Source organism: Thiohalospira halophila DSM 15071 (assembly GCF_900112605.1).
In the GTDB taxonomy this organism is placed as follows: domain Bacteria; phylum Pseudomonadota; class Gammaproteobacteria; order Thiohalospirales; family Thiohalospiraceae; genus Thiohalospira; species Thiohalospira halophila.
This window is the reverse complement of sequence record NZ_FOMJ01000003.1, coordinates 150,848-173,499: the sequence shown is the minus strand read 5'-3', so window position 1 is coordinate 173,499 and position 22,652 is coordinate 150,848. Positions and strand designations below refer to the sequence as shown.

The 22,652-nt window shown below is 71.7% G+C and carries 21 protein-coding genes and 1 other RNA gene; 19 read left to right on the top strand and 3 right to left on the bottom strand.

Annotated features, from left to right (window positions below; all coding sequences use genetic code 11):
* Window positions 1-32: 32 nt before the first annotated feature.
* The gene (locus tag BM272_RS06355; RefSeq protein WP_093427930.1) at window positions 33-662 is read left to right on the top strand and encodes a glutathione S-transferase N-terminal domain-containing protein; all 630 of its coding nucleotides are present in this window, start codon (window positions 33-35) and stop codon (window positions 660-662) included.
* A gap of 32 nt (window positions 663-694) precedes the next feature.
* The gene (locus tag BM272_RS06350; protein ID WP_093428007.1) at window positions 695-1,105 is read left to right on the top strand and encodes a ClpXP protease specificity-enhancing factor; all 411 of its coding nucleotides are present in this window, start codon (window positions 695-697) and stop codon (window positions 1,103-1,105) included.
* A 6-nt stretch (window positions 1,106-1,111) separates the two neighbouring features.
* On the opposite strand, the gene BM272_RS06345 is transcribed toward BM272_RS06350, so the two are convergent.
* From BM272_RS06345 to BM272_RS06335, 3 genes are read right to left on the bottom strand one after another with little or no spacing between them, the layout of a single operon-like run.
* Window positions 1,112-2,500: an FAD-binding oxidoreductase gene (locus tag BM272_RS06345; RefSeq protein WP_093427929.1), complete on the bottom strand. Its 1,389-nt coding sequence runs from the start codon at window positions 2,498-2,500 to the stop codon at window positions 1,112-1,114.
* Window positions 2,497-2,853: a YraN family protein gene (locus BM272_RS06340; RefSeq protein ID WP_093427928.1), complete on the bottom strand. Its 357-nt coding sequence runs from the start codon at window positions 2,851-2,853 to the stop codon at window positions 2,497-2,499. The genes BM272_RS06345 and BM272_RS06340 overlap by 4 nt, the downstream gene beginning before the upstream one ends.
* A gap of 6 nt (window positions 2,854-2,859) precedes the next feature.
* Complete coding sequence (locus BM272_RS06335) at window positions 2,860-4,731, bottom strand: penicillin-binding protein activator (protein WP_159433030.1); 1,872 nt, start codon at window positions 4,729-4,731, stop codon at window positions 2,860-2,862.
* A gap of 67 nt (window positions 4,732-4,798) precedes the next feature.
* On the opposite strand from BM272_RS06335, the gene rsmI reads away from it, so the two are divergent.
* The 17 genes from rsmI to ftsA all read left to right on the top strand — a co-directional run bounded on the left by rsmI (window position 4,799) and on the right by ftsA (window position 22,643).
* Window positions 4,799-5,644 carry a 16S rRNA (cytidine(1402)-2'-O)-methyltransferase gene (gene rsmI, locus BM272_RS06330; RefSeq protein WP_093427926.1) on the top strand — a complete coding sequence of 282 codons (846 nt, stop codon included), beginning with the start codon at window positions 4,799-4,801 and terminating at the stop codon, window positions 5,642-5,644.
* Window positions 5,645-5,849: 205 nt separating this feature from the next.
* Window positions 5,850-6,207, top strand: an RNA gene (gene rnpB, locus BM272_RS06325) — RNase P RNA component class A.
* A 281-nt stretch (window positions 6,208-6,488) separates the two neighbouring features.
* The gene (gene mraZ / locus BM272_RS06320; RefSeq protein WP_093427925.1) at window positions 6,489-6,944 is read left to right on the top strand and encodes a division/cell wall cluster transcriptional repressor MraZ; all 456 of its coding nucleotides are present in this window, start codon (window positions 6,489-6,491) and stop codon (window positions 6,942-6,944) included.
* 3 nt (window positions 6,945-6,947) lie between these two features.
* Window positions 6,948-7,871 carry a 16S rRNA (cytosine(1402)-N(4))-methyltransferase RsmH gene (gene rsmH, locus BM272_RS06315; RefSeq protein WP_093427924.1) on the top strand — a complete coding sequence of 308 codons (924 nt, stop codon included), beginning with the start codon at window positions 6,948-6,950 and terminating at the stop codon, window positions 7,869-7,871.
* Window positions 7,868-8,140 (top strand): cell division protein FtsL, encoded by a 273-nt coding sequence (gene ftsL / locus BM272_RS06310; protein ID WP_399349022.1) that lies wholly within the window; start codon window positions 7,868-7,870, stop codon window positions 8,138-8,140. Before rsmH ends, ftsL begins: the two co-directional genes overlap by 4 nt.
* A 46-nt stretch (window positions 8,141-8,186) precedes the next feature.
* Window positions 8,187-9,857, top strand: coding sequence for a peptidoglycan D,D-transpeptidase FtsI family protein (locus BM272_RS06305; protein ID WP_093428005.1), 1,671 nt, complete (start codon window positions 8,187-8,189; stop codon window positions 9,855-9,857).
* Window positions 9,854-11,338 (top strand): UDP-N-acetylmuramoyl-L-alanyl-D-glutamate--2,6-diaminopimelate ligase, encoded by a 1,485-nt coding sequence (locus BM272_RS06300; RefSeq protein ID WP_093427923.1) that lies wholly within the window; start codon window positions 9,854-9,856, stop codon window positions 11,336-11,338. The genes BM272_RS06305 and BM272_RS06300 overlap by 4 nt, the downstream gene beginning before the upstream one ends.
* On the top strand, window positions 11,325-12,671 hold the full coding sequence (locus tag BM272_RS06295) for a UDP-N-acetylmuramoyl-tripeptide--D-alanyl-D-alanine ligase (RefSeq protein ID WP_093427922.1): 1,347 nt from the start codon (window positions 11,325-11,327) through the stop codon (window positions 12,669-12,671). The genes BM272_RS06300 and BM272_RS06295 overlap by 14 nt, the downstream gene beginning before the upstream one ends.
* 3 nt (window positions 12,672-12,674) lie before the next feature.
* A complete protein-coding gene (gene mraY / locus BM272_RS06290; RefSeq protein WP_093427921.1) occupies window positions 12,675-13,757 on the top strand; it encodes a phospho-N-acetylmuramoyl-pentapeptide-transferase in 1,083 nt (360 codons plus the stop codon).
* Between the two features lie 13 nt (window positions 13,758-13,770).
* Window positions 13,771-15,105, top strand: a complete 1,335-nt coding sequence (gene murD, locus BM272_RS06285; RefSeq protein WP_093427920.1) for a UDP-N-acetylmuramoyl-L-alanine--D-glutamate ligase — start codon at window positions 13,771-13,773, stop codon at window positions 15,103-15,105.
* 8 nt (window positions 15,106-15,113) lie between these two features.
* Window positions 15,114-16,298 carry a putative lipid II flippase FtsW gene (gene ftsW, locus BM272_RS06280; RefSeq protein ID WP_093428004.1) on the top strand — a complete coding sequence of 395 codons (1,185 nt, stop codon included), beginning with the start codon at window positions 15,114-15,116 and terminating at the stop codon, window positions 16,296-16,298.
* Window positions 16,286-17,377: an undecaprenyldiphospho-muramoylpentapeptide beta-N-acetylglucosaminyltransferase gene (gene murG / locus BM272_RS06275; protein ID WP_093427919.1), complete on the top strand. Its 1,092-nt coding sequence runs from the start codon at window positions 16,286-16,288 to the stop codon at window positions 17,375-17,377. Before ftsW ends, murG begins: the two co-directional genes overlap by 13 nt.
* The gene (gene murC / locus BM272_RS06270) at window positions 17,370-18,806 is read left to right on the top strand and encodes a UDP-N-acetylmuramate--L-alanine ligase (protein WP_240308045.1); all 1,437 of its coding nucleotides are present in this window, start codon (window positions 17,370-17,372) and stop codon (window positions 18,804-18,806) included. Before murG ends, murC begins: the two co-directional genes overlap by 8 nt.
* Window positions 18,806-19,696: a UDP-N-acetylmuramate dehydrogenase gene (murB, locus tag BM272_RS06265; protein ID WP_093428003.1), complete on the top strand. Its 891-nt coding sequence runs from the start codon at window positions 18,806-18,808 to the stop codon at window positions 19,694-19,696. The genes murC and murB overlap by 1 nt, the downstream gene beginning before the upstream one ends.
* Complete coding sequence (locus BM272_RS06260) at window positions 19,693-20,616, top strand: D-alanine--D-alanine ligase (RefSeq protein WP_093427917.1); 924 nt, start codon at window positions 19,693-19,695, stop codon at window positions 20,614-20,616. The genes murB and BM272_RS06260 overlap by 4 nt, the downstream gene beginning before the upstream one ends.
* Entirely contained in the window at window positions 20,613-21,407 is a 795-nt protein-coding gene (locus BM272_RS06255) for a cell division protein FtsQ/DivIB (RefSeq protein WP_093427916.1), read from the top strand. The genes BM272_RS06260 and BM272_RS06255 overlap by 4 nt, the downstream gene beginning before the upstream one ends.
* The gene (gene ftsA, locus BM272_RS06250) at window positions 21,408-22,643 is read left to right on the top strand and encodes a cell division protein FtsA (protein WP_093427915.1); all 1,236 of its coding nucleotides are present in this window, start codon (window positions 21,408-21,410) and stop codon (window positions 22,641-22,643) included.
* The last annotated feature ends 9 nt before the right edge of the window (window positions 22,644-22,652 follow it).

Here is a 22,652-nt window from a genome sequence, read left to right as displayed (position 1 = left end):
GTGTTTCTAGTCCAACAACCGGGAGAACGTGTATGGCGGCGCTTGCCAATCGACGTTCCGCGATGACCCTCTTCGCCGAGCCAGGCGAAATGGCGGGCCACCGGGTCCGTATCGTCCTGGCGGAGAAGGGCATCAGTGCCGATGTGGTCGAGGTGGACCCGACGGCCCCCCCCGAGGATCTGGTTGAACTCAATCCCTACGCCACCGTCCCCACGCTGGTGGATCGCGACCTGGTCCTCTATGAGGATCGCGTGATCAGTGAGTACCTCGATGAACGCTTTCCCCATCCCCCGCTGATGCCGGTGGACCCGGTGGCCCGGGCGAATGTCCGGCAGCTGCGCCACCGCATCCGTCAGGACTGGGAGCCGCTGGCCAGGGATATCCTCCAGAAGGGGGAGAAGACGGCGGCCCGGGCGCGCAAGGAGCTCCGGGAGGGCCTGGTTTCCATCGGCCCGCTGTTCGACAGCATGACCTGGTTCATGAGTGATGATTTCGGGCTGGCGGATGTCGACATGGCCGCACTGCTCTGGCGACTGCCGGCCCTGGGGATCGAGATCCCGGAGAAGGCGTCGGGCCTGCTCGGCTATACCGAGCGGCTCTTTCAGCGGCCGGCGGTCCGCGAGAGCCTGGACGAGGCCGAGCGCGAAATGCGCCGGGCCTGAGACACAAGCAGCAGGAGCCAACCTTGGACGAGATGACCTCCAGCCGGCCGTACCTCATCCGCGCGCTCTTCGACTGGATCGTGGATAACGGGATGACACCGCATCTCCTGGTGGATGCCACCATGCCCGGCGTGCAGGTTCCGCCGGAGACGGTGGAGGAGGGCCGAGTGGTGCTCAATATCAGCCCCACCGCCACCGGTGCAATGGATCTCGGCAACGAGACCATCTGCTTCGATGCCCGCTTCGGCGGTCAGCCGATGACGGTGGAAGTGCCGGTGGCCGCGGCCCAGGCCATCTACGCCCGCGAGAACGGGCAGGGGATGCTCTTCAGCGACGACGGTCCGCCGCCGCCGGAACCGGGTGGCGATGGTGACGACGGCCCGTCCGGGGATGACACCGGGGGCGGCGGCAGTGACCGTTCCCACCTGAAGGTGGTCAAGTAGCGGGTCTCAGGAGGCGTTCGGCAGGCCCTTGCCGGGGTTGAGCAGGCCCCGGGGGTCGAAGGCCTCCTTGATGCCGCGCATGAGATCCAGCGTCGCCGGCGTGATCTCGCGGTCGACGTAGTCCCGCTTCTCCAGCCCCACGCCGTGCTCGCCGGAGAGTGTCCCGTCCAGCCCCAGCACCAGGGCGAAGACCTCGTCCAGGCAGCGCCAGGCACGGTCCAGCTCCTCGGCGTCGTCCGGGTTCACCAGCAGATTCACGTGGATGTTGCCGTTGCCGGCATGGCCGAAATTCACGATGGTGATCCCGTGGCGCCGTCCCAGCCCCTGGAGTCCCTCGATGAGTTCCGGGATCCGCGAGACCGGGACCACGACGTCCTCGTTGATCTTCTTTGGCGCCACCTGCCGCAGGGCGGGGGATAGCGCCTTGCGCGTGGCCCACAGGGCCGCGACATCGGCGGCCTCGGTGGCGCGCTGCAGGTCGAGGAGTCCCTCGCCATGGGCGGCATTGGCTACCGCCGTGGCCGAGGCCTCCAGGCAGGCCGCGGGCCCGTCCACCTCGATCATCAACAGCGCCCCGGCCCCTTCGGGGAGATCGGCCTCCGAATGGGAGTGCACCATCTCGATGGCGGCCCCGTCGATGAATTCCAGGGCGCAGGGCACCACCGGCTGGGCCATGATCCGGCTCACGGCCCGGGCGGCGGCGGCCATGTCCGCATAGACCGCCTTGAGCGTCGCCCGCGCCTCCGGCAGAGGGGTGAGCTTCAGGGTCGCCTCGGTGATGACCGCCAGGGTCCCCTCGGAGCCGATGAGCAGCCGGGTGAGGTCGTAGCCCACGACCCCCTTGGTGGTTCGTACCCCACTACGCAGGACCCGGCCATCCATCGTCACCGCCTCCAGGCCCAGGGTGTTCTCCCGGGGCGTGCCGTATTTCACGGCGCGCGGACCGGCGGAGTTGTAGGCGAGATTGCCACCGATGGAACAGTAGGCGGCGCTGGTGGGATCGGGGGGCCAGAAGAAGCCGTGCTCGCCGGCGGCGGCCTGGACGGCGCCGTTGGTCACTCCGGGCTCGGCGACGACGTAGCGGTCATCCGCCGCGACCGGCTCCAGCCGCCGCAGGCGCTCCGTGGAGAGGATGACGCCCCCGTGATCCGGAACCGTGGCACCGGTGGTGCCGGTGCCCCGCCCGCGGGGCGTCACGGTGACCCCGGCCGCGTGGCAGTGGCGCAGGATCGCGGCCACCTGATCCCGGTCCTCGGGTTGTGCCACCGCTACCGGTCGGCCCTGGCGGCGGCTGTTGTCGTAGCCGTAGACCCAGCACTCGTCCGGGTCGGTGAGCAGGGCCCCCGCCGGGAGTTCGCCCTCCAGGCGGCGGAACAGGGCGTCGGTATCGGTCACGGAGCCTCCGGAAGGAAGGCGTGGCGGATCCACTCCGGCTCGCCATCGCCGTTGAGCGCCACCACATCGAAGCGGACCGGCCGCTGGGCCTCCCGGGGGTGGCGCTGGAGATAGAGCCGGGCGGCCCGGGTCAGGCGCCGGCGCTTGGTGGCGGTGATGCTCTCCGCCGCGCCGCCGAAGCTGGCGTGGGTGCGCTGGCGGACCTCGACGATCACCAGCTCCTCGCCCTCCCGCATGATCAGGTCCAGTTCACCCATGCGGCAGTGCCAGTTCCGGGTGACCAGCGTCAGTCCCTGGCGCTGGAGGTGGTTCAGTGCGCGTTCCTCGGCGGCGTCTCCCTTCGCCCGTGCCATGGCTGGTCAATCGTCCCTGACCAGCGACTGCCGAACGGGCCGCCCGTCCTCGAACCGGGCCCACCAGAGGTCTCGCCGGATCCGGCCATCCTCCGCCAGGCGCAGGGTGCCGGTGGCCCCGTCCACGCGCTCTTCCGGGTGGGCCCGGAGCAGCGCCAGCCGCGGCAGCAGGGTCCAGGCATCGATACCCAGCCCGTGGAGACGGCGGGCGAGGGCGCTGTCCGGCAGGTGTTCCGCCGTCTCCCGGCGGAGCCGGAAGAGTCGATCGGTGTCGGGTCCCAGCGCCCAGGGGCTGTCGGCAAAGCGGAGCCCTTCCAGGTCGCTGTCCATGTCGGGATCGGGGCGGCCGCTGTAGACATGGGAAGTGGCGTAGACCGGCAGCTCTCGTGCCCCCTGGAAACGGAGCTGGGGCGGGATCTGGCGCGCCGGCTCGGGGAAGGCGGCGAGGAAGACGGCGTCGATGTCCTGCCGGTGGCGCGGCTCGAAGTGGAGCCGGGCACCGAGGTCGGCGCGGAGATTACGGTAGCGCTGTTCGCTGGCATCCACCCCCAGCAGCCGCTTTACGGGCAGGGAGAGCCGGCTGCCCTCGGGGTCGTAGAACTCCGCACTGGCCAGCGCCCCGCCCTGGCCTCGCCAGCGCTGCTGGAAGGCCTCAGCCATGCGTTCGCCCCAGTCGCCCCGCGGCCGGAGCATGGCGACGCGGCTGTGGCCATCCCGCCAGAGCCGGTCCGCCGCCTCCACGGCCTCGGCCTCCGGCTCCAGGCCGAAGCGGTGGAAGCGCTCGCTGCCTTCCCGGCCCTCTCCACTGTTCAGGGCCAGTACGGGAATCGACGGCGGGTCCTCGGCCAGGGCGGCCACGGTCTGTTTGCGCAGGGGGCCGACCACCATCCCGGCCCCCTCCTCCACGGCCCGCCGCGCCAGGGCCGGGATATCCTCGCTGGCCGCGGTATCGTGGAAGGTCAGCCGGGTCTTCTCCGCGCCTCCCCGCCTGCGGGCCTCGAACCAGCCGGCCAGGAGACCGTCGCGCACGGCCGCGCCGGCATCGGCGTAGCGCCCGCTCAGCGGCAGGAGGACGGCGACCTCGGTGGGTCGTTCCACAAGATTCGGGTCGCGCAGGAGGAGTTCTTCGGCGACGGGCATCGCGGGATGGTCGTCGAAGCGGCTCTGCCAGGAGGCCACGGCCTGCTGGAGCTGTTGCGGTTCGGTCTGGAAGCCCTTGGCCAGCCGGGCCAGCTCCACCCAGCCGGTGAAGTCGTCGCCCACGCGGGTTCGGGCGGTGGCCAGGCGCGGCTGACGCACCTGCAGCAGGCCGGCCCAGATCGCCCGGCGGTTGCGCTCACGGCTCTCCGCTTCATCGAGGTGGGGAGCCAGGTTGATGCGGGCGCGGGCGGCCTCCAGGGGTCGGTCCAGGCGGTCGTGGGCCCGCGCGACCAGGGTCAGCGCCGGACGGGCCAGCGCCGGTTCCGAGGCCAGGGTCTCCAGCCGTTCCAGGGCCGCTGCCGGCCGCCGGCGGGCCAGGTCCAGACGTCCGGCCAGGAGCTGCCAGCGTGCCGCCTGGGCCCGTTCCAGCTCCTTCCGCGGGATGTTCCGCAGGAGGCGCGCCGCCGGGTCCAGGTAGCCGCCGTCGAGGAAACGGGCGACCGCGTCGAGCTGGAGGCGGTGGCGACGTTCGGGGCCCGAGGTCGCCGCCTCCCGGGAGAGCTCCTGGGCCTCCCGCGCCTGTTCGCGATCCGGCTCCGCCGGGCGGGTGGGCTCCACCATCGGGCGCGGGGCCATGTCCTGCGGCGTTGCATCCTCCCCCGGGGGGCGGTCGGGGGGCGCAGTGGCGCAGGCGGTCAGGGCAGCGGCGAACAGGGCCGGGAGGAGGCGAAGGGGCATGGGTCGCCCGTATACTGATGGGGTGGGTTTCAGACAGGCAGTATCTGGTGCGAAGGGAGGGGTGTCAATGGAGACAAGCGGGCTCGAAGTAGTGGCGACGCCCATCGGCCATCTCGGGGATCTCTCGCCCCGGGCCGCGGAGGCGCTGGCGCGGGCCGATGCCGTGGCCTGCGAGGATACGCGGCGTACGGGCAGGCTGATGGAGCATATCGGGGCCCATCCGCCCCTGGTGTCGCTGCACGAGCACAACGAGCGCGACCGGATCCCGGCGCTGGTAAGCCGCCTGGAGGCCGGGGAGAACCTCGCCCTGGTCAGTGATGCCGGTACGCCGCTGGTCTCCGATCCCGGTTTCCGACTGGTCCGGGCCGCCCGGGAGGCCGGGATCCGCGTTACGCCCATTCCCGGTCCCAGTGCCCTGCTGGCTGCCCTGATGGGTGCCGGCATCCCCTCGGACCGCTTCTGTTTCGAGGGCTTTCTCCCCGCCAAGGCCGGGGCTCGCCGCCAGCGGCTGGACGGACTGGCCCGCGAGGCGCGCACCCTGGTCTTCTTCGAGGCCCCGCACCGTATCGAGGCCTGCCTGGCCGACCTGGTGGAGATCCTGGGGGGCGACCGTCCGGCCACCCTGGCCCGGGAGCTCACCAAGCGCCACGAGACCTTCCTGGGCCCTGACCTGGCCGGCGTGGCCGCGGCGGTGACCGCCGATCCGGACCAGCGCCGCGGGGAGATGGTCCTCGTGGTGGGCGGTGCGCCGCCGCCGGACCCCGACGCCCTGGATGAGGCGACCTGCCGGCTGGTCACCCGGCTGGCAGCGGAATTGCCGCCCCGTCGGGCAGCCGCGGTGGCCGCCGATCTCACCGGGGCGCGGCGCAACACCCTCTACCGTTACCTCCAGGAGGGGGAGGGTGACCGATAGATGCGGAATCCGCGTAGCGGGGGCGCGTCGGTTCCCGAACCCGGGGCAGGGTCCGTCAGGGTGTCGCGCAACAGGGATGTTGCGCGCAAGCCTACAGGGAGGTATCCACGGCGTCCCTGACGGACCCTGCCCCGGGTTCGGGAACCGACGCTTTCAGCTTCCCCTCGGCTTGCAACCGCGACCCGGCGCCCCGACAATACCTGCTGGAGTCGGTCAGGCAGTCGCTGCTTCGCCATCGGGCGGCGCGGAGGAAAGTCCGGGCTCCACAGGGCAGGGTGCCAGGTAACGCCTGGGCGGCGCGAGCCGACGGAAAGTGCCACAGAAAACAGACCGCCCAAGCGCCCCGCGGGGCGCCGGCAAGGGTGAAAAGGTGCGGTAAGAGCGCACCGCGCCGGCGGCAACGTCGGCGGCACGGCAAACCCCACCCGGAGCAAGGCCGAATAGGGGGGCAGACGGTGTGGCCCGCATCCGCCCCCGGGTAGGCTGCTTGAGGCGTGCGGCGACGCACGTCCCAGACGAATGACTGTCCGCGACAGAACCCGGCTTAACGACCGGCTCCTTCTCCCCTCGAAGACTCTCCGACCTTCGATTCATATCTCCGGCCCCTTCCGCCCGGAATTCAGGAATCCCTTGAGCGATTAGCGGCAACTCGCTGAATCCATGCCGGTTTGCCGGTATTCCCAAGCGTGCACTAGGGGAATCGGTAAGTCCTTGTGTCAAAAGAAAGAAATCGGTCAGTTACTGCCCAGTTCAGGTTGACACGGGGGAAAACCGCTACCTATAGTGTCGGCAAGTGGGAGGAAGTGGGAAAAAATGGCAGGCGCGCCCATAGCCGGGAGGGGTTGTGTTTCGAGGGGTCAGCGCGCTCGCACTGGACGGCAAGGGCCGATTGGCCATCCCCGCCCGGCATCGCGAGCGCATCATGGAGCTGAGTGAGGGCCAGATGGTGGTCACGGTGGACCGTGACTACTGTCTCCTGCTCTATCCGCTGCCCGAATGGGAGAGCCTGGAGCGCAAGCTGACCCAGCTCTCCAGCCTCAATCCGACCATCCGCCGTCTGCAGCGCCTGTATATCGGTCATGCCACCGACGTGGACATGGATGGCAGCGGCCGGATCCTCCTGCCGCAGCCGTTGCGCGAGTTCGCCGGCCTGGACCGGCGCACGGTGCTGGTGGGGCAGGGCAACAAGTTCGAGATCTGGGACGAGGATCGCTGGAACAGCAACCGCGAACTCTGGTTCCAGGAGGAGGCCGAGGGTGATGGTGAACTCCCAGCCGAGCTCGAAGGGCTCTCCCTCTAGGCCATGGGCGGGCATCGACCGGTCCTCTGCGACGCCGCCCTCCAGGCGCTGGCCATCCGTTCCGACGGTCTCTATGTCGACGGGACCTATGGCCGGGGCGGCCATGCCGCGGCCATCCTCGAGCATCTGGGGCCGGAGGGGCGGCTCTGGGTCGTGGATCGGGATCCGGAGGCGGTAGCAGCCGCCCGGGAGCAGCTGGGGGAGGATGCGCGTGTGACCATCATCGCGGATTCCTTCGCCCATCTGGGCGAACATCTCACGGCCGTCGATCTCAACGGCTCGGTGGACGGGATCCTGCTGGACCTGGGCGTCTCCTCGCCTCAGCTGGACCAGGGGGAGCGGGGATTCAGCTTTCGCCACGACGGCCCGCTGGATATGCGCATGGATCCCACCCGGGGCGAGGATGCCGCGAGCTGGCTGGCCCGGGTGGAGGAGAAGGAGCTGGTCCGGGTGCTGCGCGACTACGGCGAGGAGCGCTTCGCCCGGCGGATCGCCCGGGCCATCGTCGCCGCCCGAGAGGAGGAGCCGATCACGACCACCGGCCGGCTCGCCGCCCTCATCGCCGAGGCGGTACCGCGGCGGGAGCCGGGCCGGGATCCGGCCACGCGGACCTTCCAGGCCCTGCGTATCGCCATCAATGACGAACTGGGGGAGCTGGACCGGGTCCTGCCGGTGGCGCTGGAGGCCCTCACCCGGGGCGGGCGGCTGGCGATCATCAGCTTCCACTCCCTGGAGGACCGTCGGGTGAAGCGCTTCATGCGCGACGAGGCGCGGGGCGATGCCCCGCCGGACATGCCGCTGCGGGAGGATCAGATCCGGCGGCGGCTGACCCTCGTGGGCGGTGCGCGGCGCGCCGGCGAGGCGGAAGTGGACGAGAACCCCCGGGCGCGCAGCGCCGTGCTCCGGGTGGCGGAGCGGCGGGATTGAGGGGGCTCACGGCCGGGATCACCGTCCTTATGGGGCTGCTGGTGCTGCTCTCCGCCCTGGGTGTGGTCTGGTCCAAGCACCAGAGTCGGCAGCTCTTCGGCGAGCTTCAGGCCCTGGAAGAGCGTCGGGATGAATACAACGCCGAATGGAGTCGGTTGCAGCTGGAGCAGAGTACCTGGGGGACCCACGCCCGTATCGAGGGGATCGCCCGGGAGCAGCTGAACATGGAGCGGCCCCCCATGGACCGCGTCATCATCGTGAGGGATTAGCGTGGCAGGCACCGAGCCGGACAATGGTCCATCCCCCCGCCGCCTGATGGTGGTCGGGGCCCTGCTCCTGGTGGGGCTGGCGGTGCTCGTCGGTCGCGCGGTGGACCTGCAGGTCCTGGACAGCGGCTTCCTCCAGAGCGAGGGGGATGCCCGTCACCTGCGCGTGGTCGATATCCCCGCCCATCGCGGCAACATCCTCGACCGCCACGGCGAGCCGCTGGCGGTGAGCACCCCGGTGGACTCCGTCTGGGTCAAGCCGGAGGACTTCCTGGCCGCCCGGGAGCGCTGGCCGGAGCTGGCCCGGACCCTGGGCCTCGATCCGCAGCGGATGGCCGACTTCGTCGAGGCCCGGCAGGGACGCTCCTTCGTCTACCTGCGCCGCCAGGTCTCCCCGGAGGTGGCCCGGGAGGCCACCGAGCTGGGGCTGCCCGGTGTCCATCTGCGCCGCGAATATCGCCGCTACTACCCCACCGGCGAGGTGGCGGCCCAGCTCGTGGGCATGACCGATATCGACGAGAAGGGGATCGCCGGCCTGGAGATGGCGTGGGAGGAGCAGCTCAGCGGTCGGGTCGGCAAGAAGCGGGTCATCAAGGACCGTCTCGGCCACGTGGTGGAAGATGTGGAGCGGCTTCGTCCGCCCGAGCCGGGGGAGAATCTGCGCCTGACCCTGGACCGCCGCCTGCAGTATCTCGCCTACCGCGAACTCAAGGCCGCGGTGACCCGTCACGACGCCAAGGGGGGCAGCGCCGTGATCCTGGACGCGCGCAGCGCCGAGGTCCTGGCCATGGTCAACCAGCCGTCCTTCAACCCCAACAACCGTGACAACGCCAGCGGCGCCTCGGGGCGGAACCGCGCCGTCACCGACCTGCTGGAGCCGGGGTCCACCATCAAGCCCTTCATCGCCGCTGCGGCGCTGGCCAGCGGCCGCTTCGAGCCGGATACCGAGGTAGAAACCGGCAACGGTTACCACCGGGTGGCGGGGATGGAGATCCGTGACGTCCGTGGCTACGGCACCCTGGAGGTGGCCGGGGTGATCCGCAAATCCAGCAACATCGGGGCGGCCAAGATCGCCCTGGAGACGCCTCCCGAGCGGCTCTGGGGAACCCTCTCCGCCCTGGGTTTCGGCGGTACCAGCGGCAGCGGCTTCCCCGGCGAAGCCAACGGCCACCTCGGCGACTTCTTCCAGTGGGGCAAGGTCGAGCGGGCCACCCTGGGCTTCGGCTACGGGATCTCCACCACGCCACTGCAGCTGGCGCGGGCCTACACGGTGCTGGCGCGGGACGGGGTCCGGAAGCCGGTGCGGTTCGTGGCAGACCGCAATCCGGGCGTCCGCGAGCAGGTCCTCGATCCGGAGGTGCAGCGCGCCGTGCGCCGCATGATGGAGGCCGTGGTCGCCCCCGGCGGCACCGGTCACCGCGCCGACGTCCCCGGCTACCGGGTGGCCGGCAAGACCGGCACGGTGAAGAAGGCCGTGGCCGGGGGCTACGCCGACGACCGCTACCAGGCGCTCTTCGCCGGCCTGATCCCGGCCAGCGATCCGCGCCTGGTGATGGTGGTGACCATCGATGAACCGCGCAACGGCGAATACTACGGCGGGCAGGTGGCGGCACCGGTCTTCAGCCGGGTGATGTCCGGCGCCGTGCGCCTGCTGGACATTCCGCCGGACGATCTCGACGAGGAGCAGCCTCGGCTGGCCTGGCGGGAGGAGGGGCAATGAGCGCTGCCGTCATCGAACCCCGCTCCCTGGCCGAGCTGCTGGCCGGCCTCACCGACGCCCCCCTGCACGGGGAGGTGACCGGTGTTGCCGCCGACAGCCGCCACGCCTCCCCGGGAGACCTCTTCCTGGCCATCGCCCGGGAGGGCGAGCAGCGCCGCGCCCATGCCACCGAGGCCCGGGAGCGCGGCGCGGTGGCCATTGCCTGGGAACCGGCGGACGGCGAGGCGCCCGTGGCCGACGCCCTGCCGGTCCCCGGACTGCGCGCGGCGGCCGGCACCATCGCCGCCCGTTCCCTGGGAGACCCGGCTTCGGCGCTCACCCTCATCGGGGTCACCGGGACCAACGGCAAGTCCACCTGTGCCTGGCTCCTGGCCCAGGCCCTCGGCGGTGGCGAGCGGCCGGCCGGCCTCATCGGGACCCTGGGCCACGGCCTGTGGCCCGATCTGGCGCCGGCCATCCACACCACACCGGATCCGGTGACCCTCCAGCAGACCCTGGCCGGCTTTCGGGACACCGGGGCGGGGGCCGCGGTCATGGAGGTCTCCTCCCACGCCCTGGCCCAGGAGCGGCTGGCCGGCGCCGCCGTGGATATCGCCGTCTTCACCAATCTCAGCCGGGACCACCTGGACTACCACGCCGACATGGAGGCCTACATCGCCGCCAAGGCGCGACTCTTTGCCCGGCCGGAGCTGAAGGTGGCGGTCATCAATGCCGACGACCCGGCGGCCCCGCAGATGGCTGCCGTGGTACCGGCCGGCTGCCGGATCATCCATTACGGGGTCCACGCCACCGCCGAGGTAGCGTTGCAGGGGCGGGAGCCGCACTACGGCGGGCAGCGGCTGGCCCTGGCCACACCGGTGGGGCCGGTTCGGCTGGATCTGCCCCTGCCCGGGGCCTTCAACGCGGCCAACGCCCTCGCCGTGGTGGCCACCCTGGTGGCCCTGGAGTGGCAGCCGGCCGCCATCGCCGCGGCCCTGGCGGCGGTCATGCCGCCCCCGGGCCGGCTGGAGGCCGTCCCGGGCGGACCGCCGGAGGTGCGGGTGGACTATGCCCACACCCCGGCCGCCCTGGAGGCGGCGCTGGCCGCCATGCAGGAGCAGACCCGGGGACGGTTGTGGCTGGTCTTCGGTTGCGGCGGGGACCGCGATGCGGGCAAGCGCGCACCCATGGGCGCGGTGGCCGAGGCGGGGGCCGATGTGGTGGTGATCACCGATGACAATCCGCGCCGGGAGGATCCCGCGGCCATCGCCAGCGAGATCCTCGCCGGTTTTGCCCGGCCCGAGGCCGTCACGGTCATCCACGATCGCGCCGCCGCCATCGACCACGCCATCGGCACGGCCGGCGCCGGGGATGCCGTGCTCATCGCCGGCAAGGGCCACGAGGCGGAGCAGGAGGTGGGGACTACCCGCCGGGCCTTCTCCGATATCGATACCGCCCGGGCGGCGCTGGAGCGCCGGGGAGGTGCCCATGCCCCTGCCTGAGCCGCGGTTGGGCCAGTGGGTCGAGCGCGTGGGCGGTGAGCTCCACGGCGCCGACGTCGCCTTCACCGGCGTGACCACGGACAGCCGGGCCGTTGTCGGCGGTGAACTCTTCATTGCCCTCCGCGGCCCCCGTTTCGACGGCCATGACCACGTGGCGGCGGCCGCCGAGGCCGGCGCCGTGGCCGCCATGGTCGACCACCCGGTGGCGGCGGCGTGCCCCCAGTGGCAGGTGGCCGACACCGGGGACGGTCTCCTGGACCTCGGCTCCGCCTGGCGTCGAGCCTGGGAGGGGACCGTGCTGGCGCTCACCGGCAGCAACGGCAAGACCACGGTGAAGGAGCTCACCGCCGCGATCCTGTCGCGGCGCTACGCCACCCTGTCCACCCGCGGCAACCTGAACAACCGCATCGGCGTCCCCCTGACCCTGCTGCGGCTGGGGGACGACCACGAGCGTGCCGTCATCGAGATGGGAGCCAACCATCCCGGCGAGATCGCCGAACTTACCGCCGCGACGGCGCCGGATGCGGCGCTTGTCACCAACGCCGGCCCCGCCCACCTGGAGGGCTTCGGTTCCGTGGCGGGGGTGGCCACGGCCAAGGGCGAGATCTTCGGCGGCCTTCCGGCCGGGGGGACGGCGCTGTTCCCGGCCGACTCGCCCTTCGCCGACCAGTGGCGCGGGCTCGCGGAGGGTCGGCCCTGCCTCACCTTTGGCCGGGAGGCCGGCGAGGTGCGCGTGGCAGCGACCCCCGCCGAGTCGGGCCAGGAGCTGGACCTGGAGACGCCCTGGGGAACGGGGCGGTGTCATCTGCCGCTGGCGGGATCGCATAATGCGGACAACGCCGCCGCGGCGGCGGCCCTGGCCCTGGCGGGTGGGGCGACTCTGGAAGAGGTCACGGCCGGCCTGGAGGCCGCGGCACCGGTGGCCGGTCGCCTGGTGCAACGTCGGGGTCGGAAGGGCGCGACCCTCCTGGACGATACCTACAATGCCAACCCCGCCTCCCTGGCCGCGGGCCTGGAGGTCCTGGCGGCGTCGCCGGGCCGGCGGATCCTGATCCTGGGGGATATGGGGGAACTCGGGGGCAGTGCCGAGGACTACCACGCCCGGGCGGGCCGGGCGGCGGCCGAAGCCGGGATCGACGAACTCTGGACCGTGGGTGAACTCGCCGCTGCTGCCGGTAAGGCCTTCGGCGGCGGTCGGCAGTGGGCGGACCCGGATGAGCTGGCCAGCGCCCTCGCCAGGAAACTCGATAACAAGACGACAGTGCTGGTCAAGGGCTCCCGTACCATGGGCCTGGAGGCCGTGGTGACGGCCCTGACCGAAGAGGGGAACTGACACATGCTCTATCACCTGAGCCAGTGGCTCACGGAGTTTCACTCCGGCTTCAATGTCTTCGGGTACCTGACCCTGCGCGCCATCCTCGGGGTGCTCACGGCGCTGGTGATCTCCTTCATCGTCGGGCCCTGGATGATCCGCCGGCTCACCTACTACAAGGTAGGCCAGACCGTGCGCGACGACGGTCCCGAGTCCCACCTGGACAAGGCGGGTACGCCGACCATGGGCGGCGCCCTCATCCTGGTGGCGCTGGGGCTGTCCACCCTGCTCTGGGCCGACCTCACCAACCGTTACGTCTGGGTGGTCCTGCTGGTGACCCTGGCCTTCGGCCTCATCGGCCTGGTGGACGACTACAAGAAGCTGGTCCTCAAGGATCCCCAGGGGCTGCGCGGGCGCTACAAGTACTTCTGGCAGTCGGTGGCCGGCCTCGCCGCCGCTGTCTGGCTCTGGTATGCCGCCCCGGCCGGTATCGAGACCCAGCTGGTCATCCCCTTCGTGAAGGGGATCTACCTGGAGCTGGGGCCGCTGTTCATCCTGCTGGCCTACTTCGTCATCGTCGGCGCCTCCAATGCGGTGAATCTCACCGACGGACTGGACGGCCTGGCCATCCTGCCCACGGTGCTGGTAGGCGGGGCCATGGGGATCTTCGCCTACGCCGTGGGCCATGGCGTCTTCGCGGATTACCTCGGGATTCCCTTCGTCGCCGGGGCCGGGGAGGTGGTCATCTTCGCCGGCGCCCTGGTGGGCGCCGGGCTGGGCTTCCTCTGGTTCAATGCCTACCCGGCCCAGGTCTTCATGGGCGACGTGGGCGCCCTGGCCCTGGGCGCGGCCTTGGGCGCCATGGCGGTGGTGACCCGGCAGGAACTGGTGCTCTTCATCATGGGCGGGGTGTTCGTCGCCGAGACCCTGTCGGTCATGGTCCAGGTGCTCGGCTACCGCGCCACGGGGCGGCGGTTCTTCCGCATGGCGCCGCTGCACCACCACTTCGAACTCAAGGGTTGGCCGGAGCCACGGATCATCGTCCGCTTCTGGATCACCACGGTGATCCTGGTGCTCATCGGTCTGGCCTCGCTGAAGGTCCGGTAACGGAGGCAATGGGTTGAGCGATTCCGCCAACAACGTGGTCATCGGGCTGGGGCGCACCGGCGTCTCCTGCCTCGCGCATCTCGCCGCTCGCGGCGAGGCGGTGGTGGCCATGGATACCCGGAGCGCGCCGCCGGAGCTGGAGGCGGCCCGGCGTGCCCATCCGGGGGCGACGATCATCACCGGCGGCCTGGATGCCCGGCTTCTGGCCGAGGCCCGGCGGATCATCGTCAGCCCCGGCATTGCCCGTTCCACTCCGGCCATCGCCGCGGCCGAGGCGGCCGGGGCGGAGATTATCGGCGATATCGAACTCTTCGCCCGCGCCGCCACTGCGCCGGTGGTCGCCATCACCGGCTCCAACGGCAAGTCCACGGTGACGGCCATGCTTGCCGCCATGGCCGCGGAGGCCGGCGTGGGCGCCGGGGTGGGGGGCAATTACGGCCCGCCCGCCCTGGAGCTGCTCACCGATCCCGAGCCGGCCCTCTACATCCTGGAGCTCTCCAGCTTCCAGCTGGAGACCACCGAGAGCCTGGCGCCGAAGGCGGCGACGGTGCTCAACGTCAGCGCCGACCACCTGGACCGCTACGCCGACCTGGACGACTACGCCGCCGCCAAGGCGCGTATCGCACGGGGGGCGGAGACCCTGGTGGTCAATTGCGACGACTCGCGTTCGGCGGCCCTCTCGGGGCCGGGTCAAACCCGGGGCTTTACCCTGGGTGAGCCCGCTGCTGGCGACTGGGGCATCCGCTCCGGCCCCGACGGGACACCCTGGCTCGCCTGCGGGGAAGAGCGGGTGATGCCGGCGGCGGAGCTGCCCCTCGTGGGCGCGCACAATCGCGCCAATGCGCTGGCGGCGCTGGCCCTGGGCGAGGCCGCCGGCCTGCCCCGGGCCGCCATGCGGACCGCACTGGCCGGCTTCATCGGCCTGGACCACCGCTGTGTCCGGGTCGCGGAGAGCGACGGCGTGACCTGGGTCGACGATTCCAAGGCCACCAACGTCGGTGCGGCCCTGGCGGCCATTGAGGGGCTCGAGGTACCGGTGGTCCTCATCGCCGGGGGGCAGGGCAAGGACCAGGACTTTGCCCCGCTGGCCGAGCCCGCACGCCGGGGCCGGCTGCGAGCGGCGGTGACCCTGGGCGAGGACGGCCCGACCATCGCCGCGGTCCTCGCGCCCCACGTCCCGGTCCACGCCGCCGCCGACATGACGGAGGCGGTGGCCCGCGCCGGGGAGCTGGCGCAGCCCGGAGATACCGTGCTGCTGTCGCCGGCCTGCGCCAGCTTCGACCAGTTCGATGGCTACGCCCAGCGGGGCGAGGCCTTCGCCACTGCAGTGGCGGGGAGGGCGGCATGAGCGAGGCAATGTCCGGTCTGCAGCAGGGCTATCGCCCCCGGGGCGGAGCCGCGACCAGCCAGCCCTGGCCCTTCGACCCCCTTCTGGTCCTCGCCGTGGCCTTGCTGGTGGGGCTGGGGCTGGTCATCGTCGCCTCGGCCTCCATGGATATCGCCGATCGGAATCTCGGTTCGCCCTTCCACTACGTCGCGCGCCAGCTGGTCTTCTACGCCGCCGGGACCGCGCTGGGGTGGCTGGTAGTGACCACTCCCCTGGCCCAGTGGCAGCGCCTCTCGGGACCGGGGCTGGCGCTGGGCTTTGGCCTGTTGCTGGTGGTCCTGGTAGTCGGGGTGGAGGTCAACGGCGCGACCCGGTGGCTGCCCCTGGGTCCGGTGAACCTCCAGGTATCGGAGTTCTTCAAGATCGCCCTGCTGGTCTACATCGCCGATTATGTGGGTCGTCGCCAGGAAGAGGTTCAGACCTCGGCCGGCGGTTTCTTCAAACCGCTGCTGCTACTGGCCGTCGCCGGGACCCTGCTGCTGGCCCAGCCCGATTTCGGGGCCGCCGTGGTCATGGCGGCCACCGTCCTGGGGGTGCTCTTCCTGGCCGGTGCCCGGTTGTGGCTCTTCGCCGCGGCCTCCGGGGTGGCGGCCGGGGTCGTGGCGTTGCTCGTGGTCTCCGCCCCCTATCGGCTGGAGCGGGTGACCGCCTTCCTGAATCCCTGGGCCGACCCCTATAACAGCGGTTTTCAGCTGACCCAGGCGCTCATCGCCTTCGGCCGCGGCGAGTGGACCGGGGTGGGCCTGGGCGGCTCCGTGCAGAAGCTCTTCTACCTGCCGGAGGCGCACACCGACTTCGTCTTCGCGGTCATCGGCGAAGAACTGGGGCTGATAGGGGTGCTGGCCATCCTGGCCCTCTACGGCCTGCTGGTGGTGCGCGGGCTGGTGGTCGCCCGAGTCGCCGAGGCGGCCGGTCGCATCTTCGCGGCCTATATCGCCTACGGCATCGCCCTCTGGCTGGGGCTGCAGGTCTTTATCAGTGCCGGCGTCAACATGGGCGTCCTGCCCACCAAGGGGCTGACCCTGCCCCTGGTGAGCTATGGTGGCAGCTCGGTGGTGAGTACCGCCCTGCTCCTGGCCCTGCTGCTGCGCGTGGACCACGAGAACCGCTTCGCACAGCGCCACCGGCGCGGGAGGGGCGCATGGCGCACCTAGTCATCGCCGCCGGCGGCACCGGTGGACACATCTTCCCCGCCCTGGCGGTGGCCGAGGCCCTGCGCAGCACCGGGGACACGGTGAGCTGGCTGGGCACCGCCGAGGGCCTGGAGGCCCGCGTGGTGCCGGAGGCCGGTTTCGACCTGGATACCCTGAGCGTAGCGGGGCTGCGCGGCAACGGGGCCGGCCGCTGGCTGGCCGCCCCGTGGCGGCTGACCCGGGCCGTGCTCGGTGCCCGCCGGATCCTCGCGCAGCGCGGGGCGGATGCCGTACTCGGCATGGGTGGCTTTGCCGCCGGCCCCGGCGGGCTGGCGGCACGCCTCACCGGCCGTCCGCTGATCATCCATGAACAGAACGCCAGCGCCGGCCTGACCAATCGGGCCCTGGCGCGGCTGCGCCCGGCCCGGGTACTGGCCGCCTTCCCCGGCGCCTTCCCCGAGCGGGTGGGCGCCACGGTGACCGGGAACCCGGTCCGGGCCGATATCGCCGCGCTGCCAGAGCCGGCGGCGCGTTTCCAGGGGCGGGAGGGGCCCCTGCGGATCCTGGTCCTGGGGGGTAGCCAGGGGGCCCTGGCGCTCAACCGGACCGTACCCGCGGCGGTGGCGGCCATGGAGCGGCGCGGCGAAGTCGAGGTCCACCATCAGGCCGGCCAGCGCGAGCAGGAAGAGGCCCGGGCTACCTACGCCGAGGCCGGGGTTGCTGCGGAGGTAGTCCCCTTCGTGGAGGACATGGCGAGCGCCTACGCCTGGGCCGATCTGGTTATCGCCCGCTCCGGGGCCCTCACGGTGGCGGAGCTGGCGGCGGCCGGCGTGGGGAGCCTGCTGGTACCCTTCCCCCACGCAGTGGATGATCATCAGACCCGCAACGCCGCCTACCTGGCCGATGTGGGCGCCGCCCAGCTCTGGCCCCAGGACCAGCTGGAGACGGCGAACCTCGCCCGCGCCCTGGACGAGGTCGCCGCCGACGCCGCCAGGGGCCGGGGCGGGCTGCAGGCCATGGCCACCGCGGCCCGCAAGCGGGCGCGGCCGGAGGCGGCGGAGACGGTGGCGGCCATCTGCCGGGAGGTGAGCCATGGCTGAGACCCGCCCCCTGGACCCGGGTGGAGTACCCCTGATGCGCCGCATCCGGCGGATCCACTTCATCGGGATCGGCGGTGCCGGCATGAGCGGGATCGCCGAGGTGCTGCTGAATCTCGGCTACGCCGTCTCCGGCTCCGACCTGGGCGAGAACGACGCCACCCGCCGGCTGGCCGAACTGGGTGCCACCGTGGGGCGTGGGCACGACCCGGCCCGGGTGGCGGATGCCGACGTGGTGGTCACTTCGTCGGCGGTGACCGCGGACAACCCGGAGTGGGTCGCCGCGCGGGAGGCGCGGGTGCCGGTGGTGCCGCGGGCGGAGATGCTCGCCGAACTCATGCGCTTCCGCTACGGCATCGCGGTGGCCGGGACCCACGGCAAGACGACGACGACCAGCCTGGTGGCGAGTCTGCTGGCGGAGGGGGGACTGGATCCCACCTTCGTCATCGGCGGCCGCCTGAACAGCGCCGCGGCCAATGCCCGTCTGGGCGGCGGCCCCTACCTGGTGGCGGAGGCGGACGAGAGTGACGCCTCCTTCCTCCACCTGACGCCGGTGGTGGCGGTGGTTACCAATATCGACGCCGACCACCTGGAGACCTACGGCGGCGACTTCCAGCGGCTGCGCGAGACCTTCCTGACCTTCCTGGGCCACCTGCCCTTCTACGGTCTGGCGGTGCTCTGCCACGACGATCCGGAGGTGCGCGCCCTGCGCCCGGAGGTGGCCAAGCCGGTCCTTTCCTACGGGCTGGAGGACGGCGCCGACGTCCGCGCCACGGGGCTGGAGGCCGATGGCCTGGTGACCCGCTTCGAGCTCCACCTCCCGGATGGCGAGCCGCAGACGGTGCGGCTGAATCTGCCCGGCCGGCACAACGTGCGCAACGCCCTGGCCGCCGCCGCGGTGGCCCGGGAGCTGGGCGTGGAGCCCGCCGCCATCGCCCGGGGCCTGGAGGGCTTCGCCGGGATCGGGCGCCGCTTCCAGGTCACCGAGGGGGTGGCCACGCCGGCCGGCCCCGTCACGCTGGTGGACGACTACGGCCACCACCCGCGGGAGCTGGCGGCCATGCTGGAGGCGGTGAGCGAGGCGTGGCCGGACCGCCGGATCCACGTGGTCTTCCAGCCCCATCGCTACACCCGCACCCGGGATCTGCTGGACGACTTCGCCCGGACCCTGGCCGGCGTGGAGAACCTGGTGGTGATGGAGGTCTACCCCGCCGGGGAGGACCCCATTCCCACCGCCGATGGTCGCAGCCTCTGCCGCGCCATCCGCGATCGGGGTGGTGCGGAGCCGGTCTTCGCCGCCGACGCCGACGAGGCAGTGGCCGTCCTCCGGGAGCGGATCCGCGCCGGCGACGTCGTGGTCACCCTGGGAGCCGGCAGCATCGGCGCCCTGGCCGGCGAACTGCCCCGGCGGCTGGCGGAGGAGGGCGCATGATGGCCGCTCCCGAGATCACCGCTCTGCGCGGGGAGCTGCGCACCGACGAGCCCCTGAGCCGCCATACCACCTGGCGGACCGGGGGGCCGGCGACGCGTTTCTATCGCCCGGCGGATGCCGACGACCTGGCGACCTTCCTGGCCGGCCTGTCGCCGGAGGAGCCGCTGTTGTGGCTGGGGCTGGGTTCCAACCTGCTGGTGCGCGACGGCGGCTTCCCCGGCACGGTCATCGCCACCACCAACCGCCTGGCGGACCTGGAGTGGCAGGATGCGATGACCCTGCGCGCCGGGGCCGGGGTGCCCTGCGCCAAGCTCGCCCGCTTCGCCGGCAAGTCGGGGATGACCGGGGGCGAGTTCTGGGGCGGGATCCCCGGCACCCTGGGCGGGGCCCTGGCCATGAACGCCGGCGCCTTCGGAGGCGAGACCTGGGAGCGCGTGGTGGCGGTGGAGACCGTGGACCACGCCGGAGAACGGCGGCGGCGCACGCCGGCGGACTACGAGGTGGGCTATCGCCACGTCCGCGGCCCCGAGGGCGAGTGGTTCACCGCCGCGGAACTGGCCCTGGAGCCGGGCGGTCGGGGCCGCGAGGGCGTGCGCGAGCTGCTGGAGCAGCGCGGCGCCACCCAGCCCGTCCAGGAGGCCACGGCGGGCTCCACCTTCCGCAATCCCCCCGGCGACCATGCGGCGCGACTGCTGGAGACGGCCGGCCTCAAGGGGGCCTGCGTGGGCGGGGCCTGCGTCTCCGAGCGGCACGCCAACTTCATCGTCAACACCGGCGCGGCCACCAGTGCCGACATCGAGGCGCTCATGGCCCGCATGGCCGAGCGAGTCCGGGCCGTCCACGGCGTCGTCCTGGAGCCCGAGGTCCGGATCGCGGGGGTGGCGGCATGACGGCGGTGGTCCTCATGGGCGGCTGGTCGGCGGAGCGGCCCATCTCGCTCAAGAGCGGGCGGGCGGTCCTCGCCGCTCTGCAGCAGGCGGGGGTGAGCGCCGAGGCGCTGGATGTCGACGGCCCCACCGCCGTGCGGGCGCTGGTCGATGGCGGCTGGGAGCGGGCCTTCATCGCCCTCCACGGCCGGGGTGGTGAAGACGGGGTCATCCAGGGCTGCCTGGAGGCGTTCGGGATCCCCTATACCGGCAGCGGCGTCCTCGGCTCCGCCCTGGCCATGGACAAGCTGCGCAGCAAGCGGATCTGGCGCGGGGCCGGTCTGCCCACGCTGGACTGGGCGGAGCTGACCCCGGAGACCGATCCGGAGGCGGTGGTCGCGCGGCTGGGGCTGCCCCTGATGGTCAAGCCGGCCCGGGAGGGCTCGAGCATCGGTATGAGCCGCGTGGAGCGCGCCACCGACCTCGAGGCCGCCCGAGCGGCCGCCGCCGCCTACGACGACGAGGTCTTCGCCGAGCGCTGGGTGACCGGCGAGGAGTACACCGTCGCCCTGCTGGGGGACCGGGCCCTGCCGGCCATCCGGCTGGAGACCCCCAGGGGCTTCTATGACTACGCGGCCAAGTACAGCGAACAGACCACCCGCTACCACTGCCCGGCGGGCCTCTCGGAGGCCGACGAGGCGGCGATGGCGCGCCTCTCCCGCGCGGCCTTCGCGGCCCTGGATGGCCGCGGCTGGGGCCGGGTGGACATCCTCCGGGATGGCGACGGGACCGACTGGCTGGTGGAGGTGAATACCGTGCCCGGCATGACCGATCACAGCCTGGTTCCCATGGCCGCCGCGGCGGCGGGGTTGGATTTTCCCGCCCTGGCGCGGACCATACTCGACAGCGCCGCTCTCAAGGGCGGTGGGGAGGGAGCGGCGTGAGTCAGGCGAAACGCCACGATCGGCGGCGCGACGCCGCTCCCCGCTGGCACGAGGTGCTGGATCCGCGCCTGCTGGGGGCCTTTGCCGGCGGTCTGGTGCTGGTGGCTCTGGCGGCCACCGCGCTCTCCTGGCTGCAGGACCCGGCGACCCTGCCGCTGGAGGCCGTGGAGCTGGAAGGGCGGCTGGAGCGGGTCCACGGCGATGCGGTGCGCCGGGCGGTGGCGCCCCACGCCGACAGCGGCTTCTTCGCCGTGGATGTAGCCGCCGTCCGGAAGGCAGTGGAGGCACTCCCCTGGGTCGCGGAGGCCCGCGTTCGCCGGATCTGGCCCGACCGCCTCGGGATCGAGGTCACCGAGCACCGGCCCCTGGCGCGCTGGGACGCCGGGGGCGTGGTCAGCCGCGAGGGTGTGCTACTGCGCCCGGCGCCGGAGAGCCTTCCCGAGGGGCTTCCGACCTTCCGCGGTCCGGAGGCGCTGGCCGGGGACATGGCCCGGCGCTTCCGGGAACTGGGCCGGACCCTGGAGGGGGCGGGTCTGTCGCTCCAGGGGCTCGCCGCGGATCGGCGCCGCGCCTGGAGGCTGGAGTTGAACAACGGAATCGAGGTGGTGCTGGGCCGTGATGCCTGGCGCGACCGCCTGCAGCGCTTCCTGGCCAGCTGGCCGGAGACGCTGCAGCCCATGGCCGATCGCATCAAGGCCGTGGATCTGCGTTATACCAACGGATTTGCCGTGCGCTGGGAGGGCGAGCCGCCGAGCCTGGGCGGCCACGCCGGACGACGGGAGAGGGCATGAATGTCTAAACGAGGCGAGAAAAATCTCATCGTGGGCCTGGATATCGGGACCTCCAAGGTGGTGGCCATCGTGGGGGAGGTGAATCCCGAGGGCACCATCGAGGTCATCGGCATCGGGTCCCACCCCTCCCGGGGGATGAAGAAGGGCGTGGTGGTGAATATCGAGTCCACCGTCCAGTCCATCCAGCGGGCGGTGGAAGAGGCCGAACTCATGGCAGGCTGCCAGATCCACTCGGTCTTCGCCGGCATCGCCGGGAGCCACATCCAGAGCCTGAACTCCCACGGCATCGTGGCCATCCGGGACAAGGAGGTCACCCAGGGGGACGTGGACCGGGTGCTGGATGCGGCCCGCGCCGTGGCGATCCCGGCGGACCAGCAGATCCTCCACCTGATCCCCCAGGAGTTCATCATCGATGCCCAGGAGGGTATCCGGGAGCCCGTGGGCATGTCCGGAGTGCGCCTGGAGGCCAAGGTCCACATGGTGGCCGGGGCCGTGTCGGCGGCGCAGAACATCGTCAAGTGCGTGCGCCGCTGCGGCCTGGAGGTGGACGACATCATCCTGGAGCAGCTCGCCTCCAGCCACTCCGTGCTCACCGAGGACGAGAAGGAACTCGGGGTCTGCCTGGTGGACGTGGGTGGCGGCACCACCGACATGGCCATCTTCGCCGAGGGCGCCATCCGCCACACGGCGGTCATCCCCATCGCCGGCGATCAGGTGACCAACGATATCGCCGTGGCCCTGCGCACGCCCACCCAGCACGCCGAGGAGATCAAGGTGAAGTACGCCTGCGCCCTGCGCCAGCTGGCGACCTCCGAGGAGACCATCGAGGTCCCCTCGGTGGGCGACCGGCCGCCGCGGCGGCTGGCGCGCCAGACCCTGGCGGAGGTGGTGGAGCCGCGCTACGAGGAGCTCTTCAATCTGGTCCAGGCGGAGCTGCGACGCTCCGGTTTCGAGGACCTGTGTGCCGCCGGCGTGGTCCTCACGGGCGGGAGTTCGCGCATGGAGGGCGCGGTGGACCTCGCCGAGGAGGTCTTTCACATGCCGGTGCGGCTGGGGCTGCCGCAGGGGGTCTCGGGGCTGGTGGACGTGGTCCGCAACCCCATCCATGCCACCGGCGTGGGGCTGTTGCGATTCGGTCAAATGCACAAGGGAGGAGGGTTCATGGATCGAGAGCGGAACAACAACGGGGTCAAGGGCATGCTGGAGCGCATGCGCGGATGGTTTCAGGGGTTCTGATACCGGACT

Bases quoted from the DNA above. Each gene is read 5' to 3' on its own strand.
- BM272_RS06355 (WP_093427930.1), top strand. From the start codon at position 33: ATGGCGGCGCTTGCCAATCGACGTTCCGCGATGACCCTCTTCGCCGAG.
- BM272_RS06350 (WP_093428007.1), top strand. From the start codon at position 695: ATGACCTCCAGCCGGCCGTACCTCATCCGCGCGCTCTTCGACTGGATC.
- BM272_RS06340 (WP_093427928.1), bottom strand. From the start codon at position 2,853: ATGGCACGGGCGAAGGGAGACGCCGCCGAGGAACGCGCACTGAACCAC.
- BM272_RS06335 (WP_159433030.1), bottom strand. From the start codon at position 4,731: ATGCCCCTTCGCCTCCTCCCGGCCCTGTTCGCCGCTGCCCTGACCGCC.
- rsmI (WP_093427926.1), top strand. From the start codon at position 4,799: ATGGAGACAAGCGGGCTCGAAGTAGTGGCGACGCCCATCGGCCATCTC.
- rsmH (WP_093427924.1), top strand. From the start codon at position 6,948: ATGGGCGGGCATCGACCGGTCCTCTGCGACGCCGCCCTCCAGGCGCTG.
- BM272_RS06305 (WP_093428005.1), top strand. From the start codon at position 8,187: ATGGTGGTCGGGGCCCTGCTCCTGGTGGGGCTGGCGGTGCTCGTCGGT.
- BM272_RS06300 (WP_093427923.1), top strand. From the start codon at position 9,854: ATGAGCGCTGCCGTCATCGAACCCCGCTCCCTGGCCGAGCTGCTGGCC.
- BM272_RS06295 (WP_093427922.1), top strand. From the start codon at position 11,325: ATGCCCCTGCCTGAGCCGCGGTTGGGCCAGTGGGTCGAGCGCGTGGGC.
- mraY (WP_093427921.1), top strand. From the start codon at position 12,675: ATGCTCTATCACCTGAGCCAGTGGCTCACGGAGTTTCACTCCGGCTTC.
- ftsW (WP_093428004.1), top strand. From the start codon at position 15,114: ATGTCCGGTCTGCAGCAGGGCTATCGCCCCCGGGGCGGAGCCGCGACC.
- murG (WP_093427919.1), top strand. From the start codon at position 16,286: ATGGCGCACCTAGTCATCGCCGCCGGCGGCACCGGTGGACACATCTTC.
- murC (WP_240308045.1), top strand. From the start codon at position 17,370: ATGGCTGAGACCCGCCCCCTGGACCCGGGTGGAGTACCCCTGATGCGC.
- murB (WP_093428003.1), top strand. From the start codon at position 18,806: ATGGCCGCTCCCGAGATCACCGCTCTGCGCGGGGAGCTGCGCACCGAC.
- BM272_RS06260 (WP_093427917.1), top strand. From the start codon at position 19,693: ATGACGGCGGTGGTCCTCATGGGCGGCTGGTCGGCGGAGCGGCCCATC.
- ftsA (WP_093427915.1), top strand. From the start codon at position 21,408: ATGTCTAAACGAGGCGAGAAAAATCTCATCGTGGGCCTGGATATCGGG.